The 3,102-nt window shown below is 56.9% G+C and carries 2 protein-coding genes; both read right to left on the bottom strand.

Annotated features, from left to right (window positions below; genetic code table 11):
- Window positions 1-412: 412 nt before the first annotated feature.
- Complete coding sequence (locus tag V6C16_RS10265; RefSeq protein ID WP_333536782.1) at window positions 413-1,366, bottom strand: DUF3298 and DUF4163 domain-containing protein; 954 nt, start codon at window positions 1,364-1,366, stop codon at window positions 413-415.
- 147 nt (window positions 1,367-1,513) lie between these two features.
- Complete coding sequence (locus V6C16_RS10260; protein ID WP_333536781.1) at window positions 1,514-2,734, bottom strand: sodium:calcium antiporter; 1,221 nt, start codon at window positions 2,732-2,734, stop codon at window positions 1,514-1,516.
- Window positions 2,735-3,102: the final 368 nt, after the last annotated feature.

Genomic DNA, 3,102 nt, shown 5'->3' with positions numbered 1-3,102 from the left:
AGAAGAGTGTAGTATGATGGCTCAAGTCCAAAATCTCCTTGTGTGGCAAGTTGTTGTGGTAACTTCTTATACCACATACTGCTGAGATTTTGGACTTTTTTGTTACCCCTTAGCCGGACAGCAATGTCTCAAAGTTTAAGGCACGCATCGCTTCGATGCTTAACCGCGCAAGTAAATAGCTCTGCTGTCTTCGCGGCAGTCGTTGGCGAGCCTGCGAGCCTTACGAATGGCGACAGTGGTTGTATGGAAACAAACCGCTCGTTACACATGGTGTCTGCAAGCGTAGGTTCCTGCGTTACAACTCCTGAAGCATCCGTAACTTCCTTTGTCGTAACGGCTGAAGCTGCGCTTGCATCTTTGCGGCGGGCGACTGCTCACGCAGCCGTCCGAGCAATTTCAAAGTGAAATTGCTCTAACGCCCCCAGATGCTCAGCAGCGGTCTGGCGGTCAGCAACTGATCCAAAGGCATGTTCACTTTTTGCGCCCCGGCCGCCCAGGGCGCTACCTGGTATGGCTGAAAATTAATGCGCACTCCCTGGGGAGTAAGGGTGAGGCTGGCGAAATTTTCCGGTACGGGATTAAGGCCCGTACGCAGCATCTGCTCTTGCCGCATGCCGCCCAAACGCCGCGAAAGCTCATTGTAAGACCATTCGGACATGAGGTTCAGGGCCAGGTCCGGATCTTCAAAAAGGTCAACGAGGCCAAGACGTTGCCCGGTAAGCAGGCTGTAGTTGAGGGTCATGACGTCAAGATTGCCGTGCGCGCCGCCGGTATAGGTCCAGACTTCAAAGGTAATGCTCAGTCCGGCGGGAGAAGGGGCGGTAACACTGTAGGAGGCCCACAGTTCATAAGGCGGGCGCTCACCGTCAAGGCCGGAACCTGTGGAAAGACCCGCCCCGCTACAGCTCTGCTCAAAAGCAGAGGCAATGCCCGTAACCCATTGGCGGATGTCACCGTCGATCTGTTTGCTGCCCACCGAAGGATAGCTGATGTTGATCACAGGGCTGCCCGGCTCGTCATGTACAAGCTGGTGCTCAATAATACCGGGCCTGCGTGCGCCGGAAATAATGGCGGCGGCGCTGTCGCGGGCAGACTGCTCTGCGGGGTCCACACCGTCGTGCCCGGAAGTTTCCGCCCCGGCGGCGTGGCTCTGCGCGGAGTTTTCGGGGGCGGAGTTTTCGGGGGCGGCATGCCCGTCAGGATGTGCAGTTTCGCCTTCAGAAGCGATTTCCGTCACATCGGCGAGGGCTGTAAATTCTTGTGAAAGGGCGGGGGATGACGTCTGCTGGTCCGGCATGCGGGCCGCTTCGGCCGCTCTTTCTCCAAGCAGCAACACCAGGAGCAGAAGAGACAAAAGGCGCGGCATGGATATAATACCTTGATAACCAGTAAAATGTGGAGGCGAAACTGCTTGCCCGAGGTACTGTTCCATACGTGCTCCGGCCATGCGGGCCGTTGATTCAAAAGTGCGGGCGGCGATTTTTCCCCGCCCGCAACAGTATACATGCTTTGGTTAAACTTTGAAGCCCTTGCGAAGCGCCCAGGTCTGCCGCCAGTTCTTGATGAGCAGAATCACCGCAAGAACAAGGTACACCTTGGCGTAAAACAGGTGCAGACGCAACGGGTCGTGGGGCAGGCCAAGGATATTTTCCAACTGCAGTTCATACAGCGGCGAAAGCAGCTGAAGGCTGAAGAGCAGCAGCAGCCACACTGCCTCGCGCACATGCAGACGCAGATCCAGCAGCAGGGCTACGGCAAAGAGAGACTGCCCGGCTGTGAGTAATATTTCCTGAAACTGGTGTGTGTCAAGATTTATGGCAGGGCTGAGGCCGCCGGAAGAAACCGCGTACACTCCGGGTATCATGCCCACAAGCAATGTCCACTGGTTGAGTTTGGACGAAAGCAGGCAGCCCAGGGCCAGCCCGGCGTTGCCGCGCGAGGCGAACATGACGGCCACGATAAATTCCGGCGCTTCTGAAGCCAGGGGGGCAATCCACTGCACCAGAAGAAATTCGTTGATGTTCAACTGTTTGCCGCTGGCAATAAGTCCTTCGCTGAAAGATTCGGCATTGCCCAGAATTACAAGGGCCGAAAATACAAAAATGGCCGCCACAGTGCGCAGCCGCACTTTTTTTGCCAGTCTGGCAAGCAGGGCCGCCGGGCCTTCCAGTTCCTCTTCCTCCACGGGGCGGCGCATGATGATAAGTATGTACCACACGTAAATGCCCAGAAGCACGAGACCGTCCACCCAGGTCAGGGAACCCTTGATGGGGATGAACAGGGCATAAAGTGTTGCCATAGCAAGAAAAAGTACATCAGTGCGCTTGTCCTCGCTCAGGGTCACCGCCGAGTGGAAGCGCCCGGCAAAGATAAGCACGATGGCCGACCAGCCCACGCCGATAAGCAGCCTGTTGGCGCCTGTCATGTTGGCGATGGCATAGTGCGAATAGGGACTTTCGGGGTGCTGGCCCGCCATCCAGGTAAAGTACATGTCCACCGCGTATTCGGGCAGCACGGCAATAAAGGCCACTACGGCCACGGCCACGGCCTGCGGCATGTCCATCTGCGCCACTTCACAGGCCCAGGTGAGCAGAAAGGACGCGCCAAGAATTGCCATGCCTGAAAGCAGGGTCACGATAAACGGAGAAATATCCGGCGGAGCCAGATGCAGGGCAAAACCGGGAATGGTCAGGAGCACTGCAAGGATGTAGGGCCGCAGGGTACGTATGCTCATGATGTCTCCTTAAAAATAAAAAAAGACCTTGGCGCTTGCGCCAAGGTCTCACTAATCGGCTTACCGACGGCGGCACCAGGCCCGAAGGCCATGCTGTTGATACCGCCCGGGCTTCAAGAACCCAGTTACTCCCCTTGTCAAAAAACAGGGTATAGCCACTCGCGCAGGCTGTCAACAGCAAGCGTCACGGCAGGCACATGTTTTCTGTCTGCGCGCATGGCCCGCGGCGGCCCCTTGCCAGCACCGGGGCCTGCGGATAGTATAAAAAGGATCCGTGCCATCTTTTGCGTTTATTGAGGAGAGTCCAGTGAATATTACCTGCCCGCGTTGCGGCTTCAGCCGCCAAGTGCCCGCCGACCGTCTGCCGA

This window comes from Desulfovibrio sp. 1188_IL3213 (assembly GCF_036763145.1).
Classification (GTDB): Bacteria; Desulfobacterota; Desulfovibrionia; order Desulfovibrionales; family Desulfovibrionaceae; genus Desulfovibrio.
The sequence above is the reverse complement of the archived record's forward strand: the minus strand, read 5'-3'. Positions and strand labels throughout refer to the sequence as shown.

Excerpts from the sequence above, each read along its gene's own strand:
- V6C16_RS10265 (WP_333536782.1), bottom strand. The coding sequence starts at position 1,366 with ATGCCGCGCCTTTTGTCTCTTCTGCTCCTGGTGTTGCTGCTTGGAGAA.
- V6C16_RS10260 (WP_333536781.1), bottom strand. The coding sequence starts at position 2,734 with ATGAGCATACGTACCCTGCGGCCCTACATCCTTGCAGTGCTCCTGACC.